This is a genomic window from Streptomyces clavifer (assembly GCF_036345975.1).
Lineage (GTDB): Bacteria > Actinomycetota > Actinomycetes > Streptomycetales > Streptomycetaceae > Streptomyces > Streptomyces clavifer.
In genome coordinates this window covers 294,296-314,204 of record NZ_CP107794.1, presented here as the reverse complement: position 1 = coordinate 314,204, position 19,909 = coordinate 294,296, and the positions used below count along the sequence as shown (strand labels likewise).

Sequence of the window (19,909 nt, the reverse complement as noted above, 5' to 3'; positions counted from 1 at the left end):
TCCGTCCGGACGACCGAGCCACCGTCGAGGAAGGCGAACAGCGTGGTGCCCAGCAGAGGAAGGGCCCGCTGCCGGGCTGAGGGGCTCGGCGGTGCTGTGGAGAAGGGCGGGCGGCAGACGGTGGTCTGCCGCCCGCCCCGCTTGCGTTCCCCACCGGACGTAGTCGGTGGCTCACGTCACGTCCCGGGATCTGGATAGCGACATCCAAAGAACCCTCGAACCTCTATGGTGGCCGGTGCAGCTGGTTCGCCCTGCCCGCCAGGCAGACGCGTCGTAAGAGGGAACCCGGTGAAAATCCGGGACTGCCCCGCAGCGGTGAGTGGGAACGACCGCCGTCATAAGCACTGGATCCGGTCGGATCTGGGAAGCGACGGCCAGTAGGAGTCTGCCCCGGCAGACGAGCCCGCAAGTCCGAAGACCTGCCCGTTGCCCGTACGTGACCACTCGCGTACGGATATCCCGGTGACCTCGTGGGCGGGTCGGCGTACATACCAGACAGAACCTCATGCCCAGGGCGTGTACATGTTCCGTCTGGTTCGTCATCCCTTCGCGCCCGTGTCCTGTCTCCGGGATCTCAAGGAGTCATCTCGCGAAGGAGATTTCCGTGACAGCGCAGCCCGCAGCCGCGGCAGCACGAGCCACCGTGTACGGCTACCCCCGCCAGGGCCCGAACCGGGAGCTGAAGAAGGCCATCGAGGGCTACTGGAAGGGCCGGATCACCGCCGACGTCCTTCAGCAGACGGCAGCAGAGCTGCGTCGGTCCAACTGGCAGCAACTGGCGGACGCCGGCGCCCATGAGCTCCCCACCGGAGACTTCTCGTACTACGACCACGTCCTGGACACCAGTGTCATGGTCGGCGCCGTCCCGCAGCGGCACCGGGAGGCCGTCCATGCCGACGCGCTCGACGGCTACTTCGCGATGGCGCGCGGAACGCAGGACGTCGCCCCGCTGGAGATGACCAAGTGGTTCGACACCAACTACCACTACCTCGTGCCCGAGCTCGGCCCCGACACCGTGTTCACCGCGGACTCCACCAAGCAGGTCACCGAGTTCAAGGAAGCCCTCGCGCTCGGACACAGCGCCCGGCCCGTACTCGTCGGCCCGGTCACCTATCTCCTGCTCGCCAAGCCCGCCCCCGGCGTGGCGGCCGACTTCGAACCGCTCACCCTGCTCGACCGGCTCCTTCCGGTCTACGCGGAGGTCCTCGCCGATCTCCGCGCCGGCGGCGCCGAGTGGGTGCAGCTCGACGAGCCCGCCCTCGTCCAGGACCGCACCCCGGCCGAGCTGAACGCCGCCGCCCGCACCTACCGGGACCTCGGCGCCCTCACCGACCGGCCCAAGTTGCTCGTCGCGTCCTACTTCGACCGGCTCGGCGACGCTCTCACCGTCCTGGCCAAAGCCCCGGTCGAGGGCCTGGCGCTGGACTTCACCGATGCGGCGGCGGCCAACCTCGAAGACCTCGCCGCTGCCGGCGGGCTCCCGGGCAAGCGGCTCGTCGCCGGCGTCGTCAACGGACGTAACATCTGGATCAACGACTACGAGAAGTCCCTGGCCACTCTCGCCACACTCCTCGGCCTCGCCGACCGGGTCGATGTGGCCGCTTCCTGCTCCCTGCTGCACGTCCCCCTCGACACCGCCGCCGAACGGGACATCGAGCCGCAGGTCCTGCGCTGGCTGGCCTTCGCCCGTCAAAAGACCGCCGAGATCGTCACGCTGGCCAAGGCGCTGGCCCAAGGCACCGGCGCGGTGACCACCGAGATCGCTGCCAACCGCGCCGACCTCGCCTCCCGCTCCGGCTCTCCCCTGACCCGCGACCCGGCGGTACGGACCAGGGCCGCCGCCATCACCGACGCCGACGGCCGCCGCTCCCAGCCGTACGAGGAGCGGGCCGCCGCCCAGCGCGCGCACCTCGGGCTTCCCCTGCTGCCGACGACCACCATCGGTTCGTTTCCGCAGACCGATGAACTCCGTACCGCGCGCGCCGACCTGCGCGCTGGCAGGATCGACGCGGCCGGGTACGAGGAGCGCATCAAAGCCGAGATCCAGGAGGTGATCGCCTTCCAGGAGAAGACCGGCCTGGACGTCCTGGTGCACGGTGAGGCCGAACGCAACGACATGGTGCAGTACTTCGCGGAGCAGCTGACGGGGTACCTCGCCACGCAGCACGGCTGGGTGCAGTCCTACGGCACCCGCTACGTCCGCCCGCCGGTCCTGGCCGGCGACATCTCCCGCCCCGCGCCGATGACGGTGCGCTGGACGACGTACGCACAGTCCCTCACCGAGCGGCCCGTCAAGGGCATGCTCACCGGCCCGGTCACCATGCTCGCCTGGTCCTTCGTACGCGACGACCAGCCGCTCGGCGACACCGCCCGCCAGGTCGCCCTCGCCCTGCGCGACGAGGTGAACGACCTGGAGGCCGCGGGGACGTCGGTCATCCAGGTCGACGAGCCCGCGCTGCGCGAGACGCTGCCGCTGCGGGCCGCGGACCACGCGGCCTATCTGGCGTGGGCGACGGAGTCGTTCCGCCTCACCACCGGCGGCGTACGGCCGGACACCCAGATCCACACCCACATGTGCTATGCCGAGTTCGGTGACATCGTCCAGGCCATCGACGACCTCGACGCCGACGTCATCAGCCTGGAGGCTGCCCGCTCCCACATGCAGGTCGCCCGGGAACTGGCGGAGCACGGATACCCGCGCGAGGCGGGGCCCGGCGTGTACGACATCCACTCCCCCCGGGTGCCGAGCACCGAGGAAGCGGCCGCCCTGCTCCGTAAGGGGCTGAAGGCCATCCCGGCGGAGCGGCTGTGGGTCAACCCGGACTGCGGTCTCAAGACCCGCGGTTGGTCCGAGACCAAGGCGTCCCTGGAGAACCTCGTGGCAGCGGCCCGCACGGTCCGAGGCGAACTGCCCACCTCCTGATCGGAGGGCTCCGAAGGCCGGGGCGCCCGCAGGCGCCCCGGCAACGGCGCAGCACGCAGTGCACAGCCGCAGCGATATCTGCGGTCTGCTGAAGGCCAGGACGCCTCATGGGAGGAATACCACCGGATGAGTACCGAGCTCCGGCAGCTTCAGGTCATCGGCATCGGAGCCGGTGACCCCGACCATCTGACGTTGGCCGCCGTCAAGGCCATGCGCAGAGCGGATGCCTTCTTCGTTCTAGGCAAGGGCTCGCATGCTAAGGCCAGTCGACCGAATGCCACCAGGGCGTGCGTACCCAGGCGGGCTGCGGTCGCCTCCATCATGGCGGATAGCCTGGTTCAGGCCGCGAAACAGCAGTCCCCGCACTGCGAGCCTGTCGGAGTGCGGTAGTAGAGGCAGCAGCTACGACGGCGGAAGGTCAGGCCAGGCCCGGTCAGGTGCCCTGTTCCGGCCAGCCGACCCCTGCTGAGCAGCTCCGGCACGAGTGCGCTGAGCGGACCACGCAGGTGTGGATGGGCAGCCAGCAGCACGCCGGCAGAACCGGCCAACGCGGACGCTGCGTTACCGTCGAGGAGGCGTGGAGCGACCTTGACCCGCAGGCCGGCGCGAAGAGCGTCCAGGTGGTGCATCACCTGGGCGTACAGAGTTCCGGTCATGTCCGGGAGCGGGTCGACGTGCCAGCCGGCGGGCTCGGGCAGCCTGAGCTGCGAGCTGTCGTCAGCGCGCTGCAATGCGCCGAAGTCTGGGACGACTCCGCCCAGGAGCGCACAGGCCAGGGCCGGCGACCAGAGACGGGCAGCGTGTCCGAGGTGAGCGATGGAGACTCCGACGCGCAACTCGTCGGTGCGGTATCGGGTGGCGACGGCGGTGGACAGGTCGGTGAAGCCGCGGCTGTAGAAGTGGTCCACGGGACGCCAGCCTTCGTCGCCGCCTCCGACGCGCAGGGCGAAGAAGCCGCCGATGGATGCCGCATCGTCCAGAGCCGCTGCCACAACGGCCGCGGGTGCGCGAACGGGTTCGCTCACGGGGATTGCCTCCTTGGGAGAAAGGGCACCCTGCAGGGGCGGCCTGGACGAAGCAATATCGATGCGAGCGACATCTCAGGCGCTCGTGCGGCGCCTCGGCGGCAGGCAGGCGTACAGATCGAGAATCTCCGGTCGCGGAGCTACACCAGGACCACCGGCACGTACCCAGGCCGCTATGTCTTCGGTCGCTCGGGGATCATTCACCAGCCCCAGCCATACCGGCCGGGCACCGGCTGCCCGGCCGACAGCGGAGGGCTGCACCACGACGACATTGGCCTGGTCGCACACGTCGAGGCAGGCGGAGACACGTACAGGGGCCTCGGCACGCAGACGCGCCGTCTGCGCTGCGTGATCGATTCCGCTCACCTTGGCGGTGCCGCAGCAACAGTCCCGGCAGACGACGATCCGGCACGGAACCGGCTCGGCCGCCTTTCCTGCCACAGCGGAGTGGTCCGAGGTTCCTTCGTCCGGCTTTTCAGGCACGCTGAACCGCTCTCTCCCCGGGGAGCTCCGCCCCGGCGTTCGTGGAGGAGGCGACCGCGTGAGTCTCCTGGCTCTCGGGTCAGTGCTCGTCCCGTCCTTCCCACCCACGTGGGCAGTGGAATTGCCGGGATCCGCTCGCCGATCACAGTGGCGGGACCGCGCCGGAATCTCACCGGCTTCCTCGGACCGCCGTCGCCCTGTCACGGGCCATCATCGCATCCGACGAACTCCCACCGCGGCCGCCGGGAGCACCGGTCAGCTGACAGGTCGTTCGTCCGGTCGCCGCTGTCCGAGGGTGGGCGCCCTCTCCGGGATCCGCGGTCCACCGCTCCCCTCACTCGCCCTCCGGGGCATGCGGGGCGGTCGAGGGCGCCTCGGCCGGTCGCTCCCGCCCTCCATCGTGACCCGAAGCCACCACGGCGACCAGCCCGAGGACGACGGCCGCTGCAGCCACGCGTCCCGCGGCCCGGAGCGCCCAGCCCGGCATGGACGCTCTGCCCGACCGCCACCCTGAGGGGCTGAGCCGTTCCGCCCGCCGGGCCGGCCGTGTCAACCGCACCACCAGCAGGACGGCGACCGGCAGTTGCAGCAGCCACAGCACCGTACGCGGCCACTCGCCGTACCAGACGTTCGTGCCGTACAACAGCGTGTGCCACACGCTGAGCACATACACGACGATCACGAAACGGTGCAGCCGACGCCAGGTGTTGGCGCCGATGCGATGCCTGACGTAAAAGAGCAGGCCGAGCGGGATCGCGAGGTACAGGGCTCCCTGCCCGATCGGAATGGCGATCCGGCCGGTTCCCGAGTCGTACCAGCCAGGCACGAACGAGTCCGCGAAGCCCACCCACAGGCGCTCCGCCCACCCCAGTGCGGCCTCGTACCGGACGAGTTCAGCCGCGAACATCAGCGCATGCGCGAACATCAACGCCATCGTGGTCAGACTCGTGGTGCGGTGCCAGCGCTCCAATGCCTGGGGGGATCCGGGCAGCCAGGCAGGGCGCTGCCCGGACAAGAGCAGTCCGAGCATGACCGTGCCCCATGCCCACAACAACGCCGACCAGCCGAACGCCTGGCTCAGCAGGTACATCCAGTACGTTCCGGCATCGGCCATGAACGGCATGACCGCCACCGTCGCGGAGTCACCCGACTCCACACGCACGTACAGGAGAACGAACACCGCCGCCGTGACGGCGAACGCGACACCCGCCTCGGGCAGCACGGCCCACAGGTCGGCGCGCAGGGTGACACGGCCTGCGGCACGCCGGTCGCGGGCGGGCGGTTCAGGCGTCCCTTCGTCATCCGGCGTCGTCTCTGACAGCATCCCTGGGCCCCTCAGGCACCGGCCGCCGAAGGGCGGTGCGCATGTGTCGTAGGAGAGATCAGTGTCGCTTGAGACGCCGGAGGCAGCGAGGCTCATTCCGGCCAGAACACCGAGGCGGCCCTTGGCCTCATCCCTGCCCGGTGGGCGTTCCGTCCTTGCGGACTTCCGGCAGGAGAAGAGCGGAGAAGGACGCCACCGCAGTCTCCTCGATCGCTCCGTCCTCAGACGTCCCTCAGCGCTGTCCAGTAACCCACCGCATCTGGACAACCCTCCGTGTGCCTCTGTCGCGACGCCGCGAGCGCACCTACTGTGGGCTCCGCAGTCGGTTCGCGGCGCATAGCCATCCGGATGTCCGGTGTCGCGACGCAAGAGGGAACCCGGTGAGAGTCCGGGACTGTCCCGCAACGGTGAGTGGGAGGAAGAGCCGTCGCACCACCGGATCCGTGGAGATCCGGCAGAGGCGACGGCTGCTACGTGCCCCGGTTTCCGGTAGGTGCGCCCACGAGTCCGGAGACCTGCCACTGCGCCCGTGCTTGCACGGGCTGTGCTCGGTGACCTCGAGGACTGGGTTGGCGGTACGGACGGTTGCACGGCACAGCATTGCCGCGTCTCCTCCCCGGTCGGTGTTGATGGCTCGTGACCAGGAGGAGAGCGATGTGACGACCGTGCGTATGACCTGTCACCCCCGCCATGGGACCGATCGTTCACCGCCGGTGTATCCGGGGGGAGCAGCGCTGCCCCACGCCGGGGAACCCCGCGAGAAGCACAGTCCGGCGCGCCCCACCGTGTCGGGCGTCTGCCACGGCACCTTGGGTGAGTTGTACCAGGGCCCTCTTCGCGCGGCCGCCGCACCGGACATAGCTTTGGTGTCCTTTCCCGTGGACCGCCACTCCTGGGTCCACTTCACACCGGGCACCGACCCACCGGACCCATCGGTGCTCGCGGTCAAGTCCGCTACGGCGGCCCGCCTCTTCCTGGACCACTACGGGCTCACGCTGCCGACCGGCCTCTGGAGCACCCACTCCGACCTCCGGGTGGGTGTGGGGATGGCGAGCTCGACCGCCGACATCGTCGCCACGCTGCGTTGCCTGTTCCAGCTCTTCGCCCTTCCCTACGACCAGCAGGTGGTCCTCGCCGTCCTTGCGGAGATCGAGCGGGCCGACAGCGTGTTCCTCGATGAGTTCGCCCTCCACCTCAGTGGCCGGCACCGGGTGGTCCGGCGCCTGGGCACGGGCTTCGGCTTCCACACCGCGTTCGTCACCGAACCCGGAACGGTGGACACCGAGGCCGTCTCCGCCTCGCTTCTGGAGCACTACCGAAGGCGCGGAGAAGAGTACGAACGCTGCCTGACCGCCCTCCTGAAGGGCTTCGACTCCTCCGACCCGGCAGCCGTGGCCCGCGCGGCGACGGTCAGCGCCACGCTGTCCCAGGAGGTGCTTCCCAAGGCCACCTTCCACAGCATGCTCACCCACCGCGAACGGTTCGGCGCGGACGGGATCTTCGTCGCCCATACCGGCTGCCTGATCGGTTACCTCTTCCCGCGCCGCCTCGGTGCGCACCGCAAGTCGGAACTCTCCGCCTTCTTCCATTCGCTCGGCTACCAGTGCTCATTCGTCCAAGGAGGTTACGGATGATCCACCCCCACATCGCCGACGCCCTCAGGATGCCCGACCTCGTCCGGCTCACCGACCGTGTGATTCTGATCCGCTTCGAGTCGATGAAGATCTACTCGGCCCTGGCGGCCGTCCGGCATCTCCTCGGCCGAGGCACCATCCGCACCGGCCAGACCCTGATCGACAGCTCCAGCGGTATCTATGCCTACGCCCTCGCGCTGGCCTGCCACCGTTACGGCCTGAGGTGCCGCATCGTCGCCTCCACCACCGTGGACGTCACCACGCTCGCCCAGTTGGAGATCCTCGGCGCGGTGGTGGAGCAGGTCAGGCCTTCGGAAGACCTGAAACTCGACCAGGAACTACGCGTACGCCGGGTGAAGGAGATCCTCGCGGACCGTCCCGACCACCACTGGATGCGCCAGTACCACGACGACATCCACTATCTCGGGTACCACGACGTCGCCGACCTCATAGCGGCAGCAGTTCCCGGCCGGCCGCTGACCGTTGTCGGCGGCGTGGGATCCGGCGCATCGACCGGCGGGGTCGTGGAACACCTGCGAAGGGACGACCCCACGGTGCGTCTTGTGGGAGTACAGCCGTTCGGCAGCGTCACGTTCGGCAGCCAGGACCACCACGACCCGGAGGCCATCATCGCCGGGATCGGGTCGTCGATCGTCTTCGACAACGTGCACCACCACCTCTACGACGCGGTGCACTGGATGGACTTCACCCACGCGATGTCCGGTGCCGTCGCCCTCCTGCGTGACCACGCGGTCTTCGCCGGACTGTCCACCGGAGCCGGATACCTGGCAGCCTCCCACGAGGCACGCCTCCACCCCGACCGCCTGCACCTGGTGATCGGCGCCGACACGGGTCACCGCTACGTGGAGCGGGTGTTCGCCCGGCACAAGGAGGCACTCGACCTCCCGGCCCTCAAACCTGTCGAGGTGGTGGGGTCCGAGGAGATGACCATGCCCTGGTCCACCATGGCCTGGCAGCGCACCCCCGACCCCGCACACAGGAAGGAGCGGGCCGCGTGAGTGTGGTCTGCCTGGAGTCGCTCACCTTCGGACTCCGACACCTGGTACTCGCCGCCGACGCGCTCGGCGAGCGGCTGATGCTTCTGACACGCGATCCCTCGTACTACGCGTACGAGCTCGAGCGACTCCCCGCCGACGCCCTGGACGTCGTCACGACCGACACCTTCGACACGGACGGAGTGACGGGCCTGCTGCGAGGGACACCCGGCCTGCGCGGCCTGATCAGTTCCACCGACACCTGGACACTGATCGGCGCGGAGCTCACGGACCGTCTGGGGCTGCCCGGACTCGATCCGGCTGTCCTGCGGCTGGCCCGGGACAAGGCCGCGGTACGCAACCGCCTGTACGAGGCGCGGCTCACTCGCGGGCGGGCGGTGGAGTCGGAGGGCTCACTGCCGGAGCTGCGGGAGGCGCTGCTGAAGGAAGCCGGCCTACCTGCCGTCGTCAAGGACACCGCCGGCACCGGGAGCCAGAACGTCTGGTTGGTGCGGGACGAACCCGAACTGGACGCCGCGCTGGCAGAGGCAGCGGGGCGGTCACTCATGGGACGGCTGTTCGCCGAACCGTACTTCGGCGGGCCGGTGTACAGCGCCGAGACACTCTCCTGGCAGGGGCAGACCCGGCTGCTCGGCATCTCCAGCCGCCTGATGTCACCGGAGCCACGATTCCGGGAGGAGATCACCGCGTTTCCCGTGGGCTTCCCTGAGGAACAGCGCGTCTCCCTGGAGAGGTGGCTGGGGGACGTACTGACCACTGTCGGGTACACCGACCGCTTCGCACACGTGGAGTTCGTGCTGACCACCACGGGCCCGGAGGTGGTCGAGGTCAATCCCCGTATCGGCGGTGCTCTGGTCGGCGAGGGGATGTGCCGGTCCCTCGGATACAACGTGTACGAGGCGGTGATCGAGACGGCGCTCGGCCGGCGCCCCCGTCTGATGGATGCGGACCTGCCGGGCGGCCCGGCCGTGGCCTTCGTACTCAGCTACCCGGAAGTCCCGGGGGTGCTGACCGGGGTCACCGGGCTGGAACGCTTTGCCGACCTGCCGGGGGCCCCGGCCTGGTATCCGGTCAAGCGAACGGGCGACCCTGTCGAACACCTGGCGGACAGCCGCGGATACGCCGGCATCGTCTACGCGGAGGCCGAGACGGCCGAGCTCGCCACTCACCGGGCGGTGGCCGCCGCAAACGCCGTCCAGGTACACACCGAGCCATTCGCAGATCCGTCCACTCCGAGGCCAGCCGGTGGGTAGAGGCACCGGCCGGGGGCCGCGCCCACGTGCCGGGCTGGCGCCGCTCGACGGTCCGCTGCGCTTCCTGCTGCTCAGCTCGTTCCTGATCCCGCTCGGCAGCTTCATGGTCCTGCCGTTCATGTCGGTCTTCCTCCACGAGCGCCTCGGGATGGGGCTCGGCACGGTCGGTGTCGTGCTCGCAGTGGCGTCCCTGGTCCAGTTCTCCGGCGGGATCGCCGGAGGAGCACTGTCCGACCGGATCGGGCTGCGCCGCACGATGCTCTGGGCCTTGATTGTCCGCGCCAGCTGGATCTGCAGCGGCTCAGTCGCCATGGCTGCTGCTGGCCGCCACTCGCCGTAGGAGCGCTCATCCTGACGTGCTGTGGCGCTGCGCTGTACCTTCCGGCGAACAAGGCGTATTTGATTCACGGGGTCGACGACGAACGTCGCCCGGCCTACCTGTCGGCGGGCAACGCGGCTCTCAACGCAGGCATGGCGATGGGCCCGCTGATCGCCGGACCCTTCGTCCTGTCCTCACCGGGCTGGCTGTTCGTGACCGCTACCGCGCTCTTCGTGGCCGTCACAGCAGGTCACGCACGGCTGCCGGCAACCGGTGATCAGCCGGCCGCCCCAGGGACTCCTAGGCAGGGTCTGCTGGCAGGCGTGGCGCTCCTGCCGTTCGCCGCCAATGCTCTGGCGTTCTACCTCTACTTCTACTTCCAGCACTTCCTGGCCTTGTACGCCGTCGAGCAGGCGTCCACCGCGTTCTACAGCCTGGTCCTGCTGCTCTGCTTCGCGCTGGTGATCGTCGTGCAGCCTCTGGCGTCCGGGCTGATCAGCCGTATGCCTTACGGCTTGGCCCTCACCGTCGGCTTCGCGGGCCTGGCGGCAGGTCTGGCCGTACTCGCGCTCGGCACCCGGCCGGCTCTGCTGGCGGGCGGTGCCCTGATCACGCTGGGCGACATCGTGCTGTTCCTGAAGAACGATCTGGAGGCCCTGCACCGCAGTCCGCGCTCCGACGCGGTGGTCTTCGGCCAGCAGCGGCTGGCGGCCGGGCTGGGGGCCTTCGTCAGCGGAGTGCTAGGCGGTCTGCTCTACGGTCTCGGCGAACGAGTCGGTGACACAGGCTCGTTCTGGCTGCTGGCGGCAGCACAGTGCCTGCTGCTTCCCCCTCTGCTGCTGACGCTGCGCCGTCGCGTGGTGCGGCGTCACGACCCACACGACTACGACGAAGGAGCACTGCCGCACCATGACACGGACCGGCGGATTCCAGGACGATGACTTCTGGACGGAATTCCACGACTTCCTGTTCACCGAACAACGCCACACCCAGGCTGAAGAGTTGCTCGACAACTCTCCCCTGCTGTCCTTCCGGCAAGGGGCACGGGTGCTTGACCTGTGCTGCGGTCCGGCGGTCTTCACGGTTCCACTCGCCGCCCGCGGCTTCGACGTGACCGGCGTGGACCTCAGCCCGGCCATGCTGGACAGGGCACGGAAACGGTCGGCCGACGCCGGCGCGTCCGTCACCTACGTGCAGGCTGACGCCCGCTCGTACACGCCTTCGAACGGCTTCGATGTCGTCCTCAACATGTTCACCTCATTCGGATACTTCGAGGATCCTTTCGACAACACCGAGGTGCTGCGTAACATGCACCGGTGTCTGGCGCCCGGAGGCACTCTTCTCCTGGATCTGGCGGGCAAGGAACTGCTGGCCCGGAAGGTCACCCCGCCGAAGGTGGTTCAGCGGGGTGACGACCTGCTCGTACAGACCGACACGGTGCTCGACGACTGGGCGCGGTTGAGGAGCGACTGGGTTCTCGTCCGGGGAGACCGGGTGACCCGGGCGTCCTTGGTGTGGTTCGTCTACAGCGCCGTGGAGCTGCGCAGGATGGCCGAGGAAGCCGGGTTCAGTCGCGTGGAGGTCTTCGGTGGCTTCGACGGCCGTCCCTACGACCAGGATGCCGAGCGGTTGATCCTTCGGGCGGTGCGCGCGCGGTGACGACGCGCGGGGTGCGGCGGACCGCTGCACCCCGCGCCTGCGCCGGGCACTGGAGCGGATCCCGGCCGGCGCGCGGGTTGCCTCGATCTGCACCGGGTCGTTCGTCCTGGCGGCAGCCGGACTGCTCGCGGGGCGGCGGGCGACAACGCACTGGAAGTCGTGCGACGAGCTGCGGACCCTGTACCCGGAGATCGACATCGACCCGGACGTCCTCTACACGGACGACCGGGGCGTGCTCACCTCGGCGGGGGTCGCCGCCGGCATCGACCCTGCCTGCACATGATCCGGAGCGACTACGGGGCCGACGTGGCGAACACGGTCGCCCGGCGCACCGTCGTACCCCCGCACCGGGAGGGTGGACAGGCTCAGTACATCGAGCAGCCGGTCCCGGAGCCAGGTGGCAGCTCGACTTCCGCCGCACGCGATTACGCCCTGGGTCACCTGGGCGACCCGCTGGCCCTGGAGGACTTGGCCCGTGCGACGTCGACCAGTGTGCGGACGCTGAGCCGGCGATTCCTCCACGAGACCGGGACGACACCGATGCGCTGGCTGGCCGGCCAGCGCCTGCAGCTCGCGCGACAACTGCTGGAGCGGACCGACGAGCCGGTGGACAGGATCGCCGCACAGGCCGGCTTCGGCACAGGGACTGCCATGCGCCAGCACTTCCGCGAAGTACTGGGCGTGTCACCACGCGCGTACCGCAACACATTCCGGGGAACGCAGTGAGCGGTACGCGCACGGCGCTGCCCTCAGACGGCTGAGGCTCGTCTCAGGGGACGCGGGGAGCGAGTGGGCCGATCCCGAACCCTCGTATCGGCCGGACGGCACGTTCGTCGCACCGGACCCCGACCGCGCCCTGTTCCCGAGCTTGCGCGAGGAAACATGACGAGCGGCTCACCACGATCGTGGTGCTGCCAGTCGTCCAGGCCGCGGAACCGCCCGACGTGACAGGGCATCCTGGATCTGCTGGTCAGTCTTGTCCAGAGGTGAGGCGGGCCGCGCGGTTGGTGAGGTGCCGTCGCTCCGGTGTGCTGCTGGTGAGGCGGGCCGCCTCACGGTAGGCGTGGGCGGCCGCGTCGTGGTCGCCGAGTTGTTCCACGAGATGGGCGCGGACTGCGAGCAGACGATGGTGGTGTGCCGTGCGCCGGTCGGAGTCCAGGGTCGCCAGCAGGTCGAGCCCGGCGGCGGGGCCGTGCACCTCCGCGACGGCGACCGCGCGATTGAGGGTGACCACCGGATTCGGCGCGAGGTGCTCCAGCAGGCCGTACAGGGCGAGGATCTGCGGCCAGTCGGTGGCATCGACGTGCTCGGCCTCGCCATGGACGGCGGCGATCGCCGCCTGCAACTGGTAGGGGCCGACCTGCCCCCTGGGCAGGATCCGGCTGATCAGGTCGAGGCCCTCCGTGATCAGCCGACGGTTCCAGAGGGTGCGGTCCTGCTCGGCCAGCGGCACCAGAGCGCCGCCGGGCCCGGTGCGGGCAGCTCGGCGCGCGTCGGTGAGCAGCATCAGGGCGAGCAGTCCGGCTGTCTCGGCGTGGTCGGGCAGCAGGCGGCGCAGCAGCCGGGTGAGCCGGATCGCCTCGGTCGACAGGGCTGGCGCGGTCAGGTCGGTGCCGTCGGTGGCGGTGTAGCCCTCGTTGAAGACCAGGTACAGCACATGGAGTACCGCCTCCAGCCGTTCGGTCCGGTCGGCCGTCTGCGGCAGGCGCAGCGGCGTCGCGGAGTTCCTGACGGTCTGTTTGGCGCGGCTGATGCGCTGGGCCATGGTCGTCTCGGGCACCAGGAAGGCGGCGGCGATCTGTGGAGTGGTCAGGCCCCCGACTGCGCGCAGGGTGAGGGCGATCTGGCTGGACTCCGACAGTGCCGGGTGGCAGCACAGGAACAGTAGTGCCAGGGAATCGTCCTGGTCCGCGTCCGCCTCGGCGTCCGCGGGTTGGCTCAGCAGCTCGGCCTGGGGGGTGGCGAGGGCGATGCGTTCCTCGCGCCGGCGCCGTGCCTGCTCGCTGCGCACCTGGTCCACCAGTCGGCGGGAGGCGACGGTGACCAGCCATCCCCGGGGATTGTCCGGCAGTCCCTGGGCGGGCCATTGGAGGGCGGCGGCCAGCAGCGCCTCCTGGACGGCGTCCTCGCAGGTGTCGAAGGCGCCGTAGCGGCGGACGAGCGCGCCGAGGACCTGCGGCGCCAGCTCGCGCAGCAGGTCCTCGATGCCGGGTGCCTCGCTCACAGGTCCGTCGCGGCGTCGTGCAGGACCGGCCAGAGCTCGACCGGATCGGTGTCCGCGAAGGGCATGTCGGCGGCGATCTCGTGCGCCCGCTCCAGGGACTCGCAGTCCAGCATGTAGAAGCTGGCGAGGTACTCCTTGGTCTCGAGGTAGGGCCCGTCCGTGACCGCCGGTGCGCCGTCCTTGCGGCGCACCAGTTGCGCGTTGGCCGCGTCCGCCAGACCGTAAGCGCCGAGCAGTTCACCGCTCTCGCGATACTTCTTGTTGAACGCGTCCTGCCTGGCGATCGCCTCGGGCCAGGCGTCGGCGGGGAAGGACTCCCACTTGGCCTGGTTGCCGTAGATCATCGCGACGTACTTCATCAGGTGTCCCCTTGTATCCCGCGCACCCCTTCGGCGCGCTTCCACCCCACAGTCGGAGCCGCGCACGCCTCTTCGACATCCGGGACAGAAAAAGATTCTCGGCTCTTCCTCCGGTCGCACCGGCGTACCGCCCGCCCCAAACGATCAACCTATCCGGCGCCCTCCGCCCAGGGACAGCCACCCGCGCTGGTGCACGCCCGCGCGTACCCGCTTGTACAGATTGCCCTGTATGCCCACACGGCCAGCAACGTGGAATAGGGCCTCGCCACAGTCACTGCCGAACTCCACGCGCCGACCCGCGCTATCGACTACCAACGCCGGAGCGAGGCCCCCGCCTCCTGGATCGAAACCCGAGAGCTGGCAGCACTTGCTCACCCGGCTCCCCGACTCTTCGGCGTCGCATCTCACAGGGGCGTATGGGTCAGGCGTGGTCTAGAGGTCGAAGTGGATGTGTTCCAGGTCGGTGTATTCGACGAGGAGTCCGGCGGCGCGGCGGCCGCCGTCCTTGAAGTAGATCTCTTGCAGTCCTTCGGCGGCGATGTTCTGGAGTTCTTGGTCGGTGGCGCCTTGGTCGCGGGCTTCGAAGAGGCGGGCGGCGTAGGTGGGTGGGAGGGCGACGGTGAGGTGGCGTAGGCGGGCGTCGTCGGTGGTGCCGGGGGCGGCGGTGTAGCCGAAGCGGGCGCGGGTGTCGATGACGAGGCCGGTGCTGGTGGCCGCTGTCTGTTTGGCTTTGGCCCGGACTTGGGGCTGCCACCGTTTCGTGACTTCGCTCTGCAGGCGCGCGGCGAGGTCTTTGCGGGGCTTCTTGATCTGGTCCTTCACGTAGCGTTCGACGGTGCGCTGGGAGATTCGCAGCATTTGGGCGACGGCCCGGGTGCCTTTGTGCTGCTTGACGAGGTAGCGCATCTGGGCGCCGGCCGACTTGGGGATGGGGCGGGTGAAGGCCCGCTCCACCGCCTTGTCGAGACCGTCTGAGAACATGCTCATCGTCGGCTACTCCCCCGTGTCCGCGCCGGTGATCTGGCCGTCCTTGATGTAGCGCGCCAGGTTGAGTTCGTAGCCGTGCTCCTCGCGGACCGCTTCGGCCCAGAGCACGGTCTGGGTGCCTTCGTGCTTGACCATGCCGGGCGACACACCGAGGCGGAAGCCGCCGGGCAACGGCTTGTCCTGCCGGTAGGGCAGGAAGTCGAGCGGGCCCGGGCCGTCACTGGCGTAGACGGCGCAGTCGGAGAGGATCGCGACGGGGTACTGGCCGGTGAAGGCGGCGTGCTTGGCCATTTTGCGGTGCATGTTAATACGGGTCTTGGAGATGACCGCGGCACGGATATCAGGGCGCCACGTCGGACGGGACAACGCGCGCCAGGGCTCTCCCGGCTTCCAGCCTTCGCCGCGGGGGCGTTCGCGGAGTTTGCCGATGCCACCCTTGACGGTGGCCTTCACCGCGGACAGGACGAGCGCCATCTGCGGGTCGCGCTGCCGGTAGCCGTCCATCGCCGTCAGGAAGTCGGCCGGGGAAAGGTCCGCGGTGACGCCGAGGTCGGCCATCGTGGCGATGTAGGCGTCGCGGAGCCGGTTGTACCAGCCGTCCAGGTACCGGCCGTTCTCATACCGGACGTAGGCCTCGGCCGGGGCGACCTGGTAGCCGAGCTCGACCGCGTACGCGACGGTGGGTGTCGCGTACCAGGCAGGGCCCTCGGGCCGGTCCCCCTTCGGTGTGAACGGCGAGGGCAGCCGCTCGTCCAGCTCGATGTGGGAGAGGTCGACCAGCCAGGAGCCGGGGAGCTTCGGGTCGAACTCCGGGCGCTGCACGTGTGTCGGGGCGTCGAGGCCGACATTCAGTCCGTTCGCGCCGGCGGCGAAGGCCATGTTCACGTCGATGCCGACGAGGTAGCGCTGGCTGTACTCGTCGTCGGTCAGCGGCCGCGCCCAGTCGTACGCCTCCTCGATCAGCATCTCGGCCGGGCCCCGCTGGTGGAACCGGGGCAGGTCCTTGAGGAGCGGATGGCCGTCGGGGGCTTCGCAGGGGGCGCAGTCGACGGGTTCATGGCCGAGGGAGCCGGGGTTGTGCTCGCTGTGACGCTTGCCGTCGGCGTCAGGTGCGGACGCGCGGGTGGGCGGGTGCAGCGCGGTCATCAGCTCCAGGCCCGTCACTGCGGTGGAGCCGCGCGGAGTCATAACCCGTGACGCGAACGTGCCGAGCATCCGGGCGAGGTCCACCGCCGGGAGGTTTCCTGCGCTCCCCCAGGTCCGTGTGTCGAGGGCACCCCAGGACGGGAGGCACAGCTGGACGCAGGCCCGTCGGCCGCCGTGGGCAGGGCGGTAGATGCGGGCCCACGGCCCGAGGCCACGCTTCGTCAGCTTCCATTCTGCGCGGGCCAGCTGCTTGACGACCTTGTGGCCCTCCGGCAGCCGACCGGACAGCCGCTCCTCCTGCGTGAGGTGAATCGGCAGGCCGTAGCGCTCGCACGCGGCTTCGGTCAGTACGAGCAGCGGGTCGGCGTCTTTGCCCGGTCCGGAGAGTCTGGGCGCACCGAGTTTCGCTTCGGCCAGGGTCCAGTCGATCAAGGAGGGGAGGGACTTGGCGGGTACGTCCAAGACAAGGCCGCCGACGCAGTACGCCACGACCTGCCCGTCCTCGACGTCGATGACCGCGAGCGGCCCGTTCTCGAACCGAGGGTCGGCAGTCGTAGCCGTCGCGGGCTTCGCCGAGACCTTCTTTGCCGCAGGCCGGCGGGTGGTGCCGGCGAGGATGCTCGTAGCCGTGGGGCGGACAGGCTGGTGAACCGGGGCGGGGCTGACAGCATGTTCGGGTTCGCTGTCGGGCTCCGGACGTTGTGGTGTCACGGGAGCCGAGGGGCCGGTGAACGTGGCAGGCGCGGTTGGGGTGGATTCTGCGGGTGCCGGGTAGAGCTGCGCGAGCTTGGCCAGCAGGCGGGCGTATGCCTCGCGCTGCGGGGGCCGCGGCTCGGTCTTGCCACTCTCCCAGGACACGACCGTCGGGCGGCGCACCTCTAGCGCGGCGGCAACCTGTGCCTGCGTCAACCCATGTGCCTTGCGCAGCCGTTCCCGCTCGGCGGGTGGGGGCAACGGCGATGCGGACGCGATCAAGGCATCGACCGCCTCGAACAACTCGGACACGAAACACCTCCTACCTCAATCGTACTCTGAAAAAAACATCTTGCGTACTCTTCCCGTACATCGCTCCGGTGCGTTCTGCGGAATAGCCATCGATCCGGTCCGGCACTGTCCGGTCCCAGCGCTGTGTAGGCAGTCCCGGTCATCTGTAGGCGGTTTCTGATGTGTTCCAGTCTTGTGCGGGTGGGGTCGCGGCGGCCTCTCGCCCGGAGCCAGATCTGGGGCCTGTTGTGTGGTCGGTGAGCCGCTGGTTGACCTTCACCTTGGGGGAAGCCACATCATCAAAGGGCCGGGCGATGTGCTCGGCATGAGGAGGAGCGAGCATGGGGTTGCTGACCATTGGGACGTTCGCGAAGGCGTCCCGCCTATCGCCGAAGGCACTGCGTCTTTACGACGAGCTCGGTCTGCTGACCCCCGCTCGCGTCGACCCGGTGAGCGGCTATCGCCTCTACGCACCGGAACAACTGGATCAGGCCCGGCTGGTCGCCTGGCTCCGGCGCCTGGGGATGCCCCTGGCCCGTATCCAGCACGTATGCACGCTGGAGTCAGCTGCGGCGACCCAGGAGATCCGTGCATTCTGGGCTCAGGTCGAGGCCGACACCGCCGCACGGCGGGACCTCGCTTCCTTCCTCATCGACCATCTGTCCTGGAAGGACTCCGTCATGTCTCCGACCACCAAGCCACTGGGAATCCGCTACGCCGCCCTTTCCGACACGGGCCATGTCCGCGAGAGCAACCAGGACACCGCCTACGCCGGGTCACGCCTGCTCGCCGTCGCCGACGGCTACGGCAGCTCGGGAGCCCCAGCCAGCGCGGCCGCCGTCGACGCGCTCAAGCGCCTCGAAACCGACAGCATCCCGGCAGGCGATCTCCTCAACGTCCTCGATGAAGCCATCGAGCAGGCCAAACAGGCCGTCAACGGCATCGCCGGTGCCGCCTCATCACCCGAGGATGCCGGCACCACACTCACCGCAATGCTCTGGACCGGCTCACAGTTGGCCCTCGTCCACATCGGCGACTCCCGCGTCTACCTCCTGCGCGACGAAGAGCTGTTCCAGATCACCAACGATCACACCATGGTGCAGTCGATGGTCGACGAAGGACGTCTCACCCCGGAGGAAGCCGTCTCCCACCCCCAGCGATCGCTGCTGATACGGGCCCTGGGGCAAGGCGCCAACGCCACCCCCGACATGCGCCTTCACGACGCTAAGCAGGGAGACCGATACCTGCTCTGCTCCGACGGCCTGTCGACCGTCGTGCAGACCGAAGACATCCGACGGGTGCTCTCCGGGAGCAGGGAGCCCGAGCAGGCCGTCCGCGAACTCATCGCCCGCGCCAACGACTCCGGGGGCCCCGACAACGTCAGCTGCGTGGTCGCCGACGTCATGGAGCTGCAGCAGTAGGAGCGAGTGGCATGCGCTTGCAGTTGCACCAGATCCGCTCCCACGAACTCATCCGTGAAGGCGACGAGTACCGACTCGCCCGAGAAGCAAGGAGAACCATGGCAGCCAGCACCTCGCAACCGACTCCACGGCGCCTGCTGGCCTGGCTCCGCGGGTGAACGACCATTCTGCCTACGGTTGAGCGGAACGCCGACCGCCAATCTGTCCCACTTAACCGTAGGCACCGCAGGTCAGAGCAGCACCCTGCCCACAGTTGTCTAGGACAGGACAGGCACGCGGCGGGACTCGCGGCGGAAGGCTGGTGGCGGCACATCGCTGGACGTCCGGTAGGTGACGCCACGGGTCGTTCTGCCGGTCGGCGTAGACTGCGGGATGCTCGAACACATCGTCCGGGCGGCGCTCATCCACCCGCGCCGCGTCCGCGCCGACCTCGTGCTGAAGTGGCTTGACCTGGTCGCAGGACGGACGGCTCGTCCGTACGCATCACGTGACCCGGTCACAGCACGTGTGGTTCGCCTCGGGTTGCGGCTGGTGTGAGCAACAAGGGGGGACGACCGCGCCTCCATATGTGCCGCTTGGGCTGACCCGACTGGCCGGGACCATCCCCGTACGGAGTGTGCGCCGAGCTCAAGGGCCGACTCGCCTCCCCTGTGACCAGGCGGATACAGGGGGGAGAAATTGTCTGCCGTGTTTCTCAGATGCTCGACGACTGGTCCTCAGCGTCGTCCTGCCCGGAGCGGCACCGCAGGAAAGCGGGCTGCTGGCCGCCAGTTCAGGTGGGCGGAGGGGTTGTCGAGGGTCACGTAGATGAGGGCGCCGTCAGGGCGGGCGGCGCGGATCGATCGCAGCGCGGCCCAAGTGTGGTCGATGCCGTTGCGGCGCCGACTGATCCCCCACATCTGGTCGTCGCCGACGGAGTAGCAGCCGTGGAAGTAGGTGATTTCGCGGGTGCGCCGGTAGGTCGCTGGCAGCCGGATCGGCCCACCTTGTTCTGCTCAGCAGGAGCCGACGGTGCGGGGGATCCCCAGCGGCGACACGCTGCCGCGTAGGACGCCGCTTATTCATCGATGGTCTCAGGCATGGAAGGCACGTCCAGTGGACTCCAGCCTCCCTCTGCTTCTCGCACCCCGAGCCGCCCACGCCGACGGCGCG

The 19,909-nt window shown here is 69.1% G+C and carries 15 protein-coding genes, 3 pseudogenes and 3 riboswitches; of the genes and pseudogenes, 10 read left to right on the top strand and 8 right to left on the bottom strand.

The features are described 5' to 3' along the window. Positions 1-225 precede the first annotated feature (225 nt). A riboswitch (cobalamin riboswitch) is annotated at positions 226-441 on the top strand. A gap of 163 nt (positions 442-604) precedes the next feature. After that, the gene (gene metE / locus OG927_RS35130) at positions 605-2,923 is read left to right on the top strand and encodes a 5-methyltetrahydropteroyltriglutamate--homocysteine S-methyltransferase (RefSeq protein WP_124283450.1); all 2,319 of its coding nucleotides are present in this window, start codon (positions 605-607) and stop codon (positions 2,921-2,923) included. Between the two features lie 126 nt (positions 2,924-3,049). Continuing rightward, positions 3,050-3,187 (top strand): annotated as a pseudogene (locus OG927_RS35125) (SAM-dependent methyltransferase); the annotation flags it as partial. 74 nt (positions 3,188-3,261) lie between these two features. On the opposite strand, the gene OG927_RS35120 reads toward OG927_RS35125, so the two are convergent. The 3 genes from OG927_RS35120 to OG927_RS35110 form a co-directional block, all read right to left on the bottom strand. Then, positions 3,262-3,948, bottom strand: coding sequence for a (2Fe-2S)-binding protein (locus OG927_RS35120; RefSeq protein ID WP_124283449.1), 687 nt, complete (start codon positions 3,946-3,948; stop codon positions 3,262-3,264). A 75-nt stretch (positions 3,949-4,023) separates the two neighbouring features. Then, positions 4,024-4,389, bottom strand: coding sequence for a (2Fe-2S) ferredoxin domain-containing protein (locus tag OG927_RS35115; RefSeq protein WP_330321622.1), 366 nt, complete (start codon positions 4,387-4,389; stop codon positions 4,024-4,026). 102 nt (positions 4,390-4,491) lie between these two features. Next, positions 4,492-4,614: riboswitch (cobalamin riboswitch) on the bottom strand. 151 nt (positions 4,615-4,765) lie between these two features. After that, complete coding sequence (locus OG927_RS35110; RefSeq protein ID WP_056792557.1) at positions 4,766-5,755, bottom strand: ferric reductase-like transmembrane domain-containing protein; 990 nt, start codon at positions 5,753-5,755, stop codon at positions 4,766-4,768. 336 nt (positions 5,756-6,091) lie between these two features. Continuing rightward, positions 6,092-6,292: riboswitch (cobalamin riboswitch) on the top strand. Between the two features lie 341 nt (positions 6,293-6,633). Here OG927_RS35110 and OG927_RS35105 point away from each other — a divergent pair. The 7 genes and pseudogenes from OG927_RS35105 to OG927_RS35075 all read left to right on the top strand — a co-directional run. Continuing rightward, a complete protein-coding gene (locus tag OG927_RS35105) occupies positions 6,634-7,389 on the top strand; it encodes a GHMP family kinase ATP-binding protein (RefSeq protein ID WP_330321544.1) in 756 nt (251 codons plus the stop codon). Further along, positions 7,386-8,408, top strand: coding sequence for a cysteine synthase family protein (locus OG927_RS35100; protein ID WP_330321543.1), 1,023 nt, complete (start codon positions 7,386-7,388; stop codon positions 8,406-8,408). The genes OG927_RS35105 and OG927_RS35100 overlap by 4 nt, the downstream gene beginning before the upstream one ends. Further along, positions 8,405-9,658 carry an ATP-grasp domain-containing protein gene (locus OG927_RS35095; RefSeq protein WP_330321542.1) on the top strand — a complete coding sequence of 418 codons (1,254 nt, stop codon included), beginning with the start codon at positions 8,405-8,407 and terminating at the stop codon, positions 9,656-9,658. The genes OG927_RS35100 and OG927_RS35095 overlap by 4 nt, the downstream gene beginning before the upstream one ends. Then, complete coding sequence (locus OG927_RS35090; RefSeq protein WP_330321541.1) at positions 9,651-9,998, top strand: MFS transporter; 348 nt, start codon at positions 9,651-9,653, stop codon at positions 9,996-9,998. The genes OG927_RS35095 and OG927_RS35090 overlap by 8 nt, the downstream gene beginning before the upstream one ends. Next, positions 9,920-10,918: an MFS transporter gene (locus OG927_RS35085; RefSeq protein WP_330321621.1), complete on the top strand. Its 999-nt coding sequence runs from the start codon at positions 9,920-9,922 to the stop codon at positions 10,916-10,918. Before OG927_RS35090 ends, OG927_RS35085 begins: the two co-directional genes overlap by 79 nt. After that, entirely contained in the window at positions 10,887-11,636 is a 750-nt protein-coding gene (locus OG927_RS35080; RefSeq protein WP_330321540.1) for a class I SAM-dependent methyltransferase, read from the top strand. The genes OG927_RS35085 and OG927_RS35080 overlap by 32 nt, the downstream gene beginning before the upstream one ends. A 28-nt stretch (positions 11,637-11,664) precedes the next feature. Then, positions 11,665-12,362, top strand: a pseudogene (locus tag OG927_RS35075) (GlxA family transcriptional regulator); the annotation flags it as partial. Between the two features lie 244 nt (positions 12,363-12,606). Here the strand turns inward: OG927_RS35075 and OG927_RS35070 are convergent. The 4 genes from OG927_RS35070 to tap form a co-directional block, all read right to left on the bottom strand. Continuing rightward, on the bottom strand, positions 12,607-13,860 hold the full coding sequence (locus OG927_RS35070) for an RNA polymerase sigma factor (protein ID WP_330321539.1): 1,254 nt from the start codon (positions 13,858-13,860) through the stop codon (positions 12,607-12,609). After that, positions 13,857-14,219, bottom strand: a complete 363-nt coding sequence (locus OG927_RS35065; protein WP_056792563.1) for a YciI family protein — start codon at positions 14,217-14,219, stop codon at positions 13,857-13,859. Before OG927_RS35065 ends, OG927_RS35070 begins: the two co-directional genes overlap by 4 nt. A gap of 432 nt (positions 14,220-14,651) precedes the next feature. Next, a complete protein-coding gene (gene tpg / locus OG927_RS35060) occupies positions 14,652-15,206 on the bottom strand; it encodes a telomere-protecting terminal protein Tpg (RefSeq protein WP_330321538.1) in 555 nt (184 codons plus the stop codon). A gap of 6 nt (positions 15,207-15,212) precedes the next feature. After that, positions 15,213-17,357, bottom strand: a complete 2,145-nt coding sequence (gene tap, locus OG927_RS35055) for a telomere-associated protein Tap (protein WP_330321537.1) — start codon at positions 17,355-17,357, stop codon at positions 15,213-15,215. A gap of 320 nt (positions 17,358-17,677) precedes the next feature. On the opposite strand from tap, the gene OG927_RS35050 reads away from it, so the two are divergent. Then, a complete protein-coding gene (locus OG927_RS35050) occupies positions 17,678-18,757 on the top strand; it encodes a protein phosphatase 2C domain-containing protein (RefSeq protein WP_124283442.1) in 1,080 nt (359 codons plus the stop codon). A gap of 776 nt (positions 18,758-19,533) precedes the next feature. On the opposite strand, the pseudogene OG927_RS35045 reads toward OG927_RS35050, so the two are convergent. Continuing rightward, positions 19,534-19,752 (bottom strand): annotated as a pseudogene (locus OG927_RS35045) (IS630 family transposase); the annotation flags it as partial. Positions 19,753-19,909 lie beyond the last annotated feature (157 nt).

Bases quoted from the DNA above. Each gene is read 5' to 3' on its own strand.
- OG927_RS35110 (WP_056792557.1), bottom strand. From the start codon at position 5,755: ATGCTGTCAGAGACGACGCCGGATGACGAAGGGACGCCTGAACCGCCC.
- OG927_RS35100 (WP_330321543.1), top strand. From the start codon at position 7,386: ATGATCCACCCCCACATCGCCGACGCCCTCAGGATGCCCGACCTCGTC.
- OG927_RS35080 (WP_330321540.1), top strand. From the start codon at position 10,887: ATGACACGGACCGGCGGATTCCAGGACGATGACTTCTGGACGGAATTC.
- OG927_RS35065 (WP_056792563.1), bottom strand. From the start codon at position 14,219: ATGAAGTACGTCGCGATGATCTACGGCAACCAGGCCAAGTGGGAGTCC.
- tpg (WP_330321538.1), bottom strand. From the start codon at position 15,206: ATGAGCATGTTCTCAGACGGTCTCGACAAGGCGGTGGAGCGGGCCTTC.
- OG927_RS35050 (WP_124283442.1), top strand. From the start codon at position 17,678: ATGGGGTTGCTGACCATTGGGACGTTCGCGAAGGCGTCCCGCCTATCG.